The sequence below is a fragment of the Fulvivirga kasyanovii genome (assembly GCF_009711405.1).
Lineage (GTDB): Bacteria > Bacteroidota > Bacteroidia > Cytophagales > Cyclobacteriaceae > Fulvivirga > Fulvivirga kasyanovii.
In genome coordinates this window covers 1-457 of the sequence record NZ_SMLW01000068.1, presented here as the reverse complement: position 1 = coordinate 457, position 457 = coordinate 1, and the positions used below count along the sequence as shown (strand labels likewise).

Below are 457 nucleotides of genomic sequence, written 5' to 3'. Positions count from 1 at the left end.
TAGGTTAATATTTTTGTGCTAGATTCTATATGATTTTACGGTAAATATGGATGTTTATTTTCTGATTATTGGATTTTCTTCTAATTTTTCAATGCCAATTACACTGGCTTTGCCATAGCCACCAAATAGTAATTTGTATGTTCTGAATCTGGCTTTTATGGTATAATTCTTTCTGCTCATTTCAAGAGGAGATTCCGGCCATAACTTTTCAAAGATAGTTTTATCGACATACACCCAATTAAGATCATCGATGGGGTCAGCCAGGAAAACCTTTTTGTTTCCCAGTAGCATCTCTATTCCATTCCTTAAAAAATCCCCCTGCGTAGTATCCACCATCCGGTAGATGACCCGGGAGTCAATAACAATGCTTTTGCTTACAGGTAGTCTGATCAGAAAGTAAACTACCATAACAGGTAACAATGCCCATAGGCTTAAAACGGGGAGCCAGTATACCAAC

At 37.4% G+C, this 457-nt stretch carries 1 protein-coding gene; it reads right to left on the bottom strand.

Annotation, left to right across the window (positions count from 1 at the left end; all coding sequences use genetic code 11):
- Positions 1–54: 54 nt before the first annotated feature.
- A partial coding sequence (locus tag E1163_RS30075) for a hypothetical protein (protein ID WP_221417854.1) occupies positions 55–457 on the bottom strand: 403 nt, incomplete at its 5' end.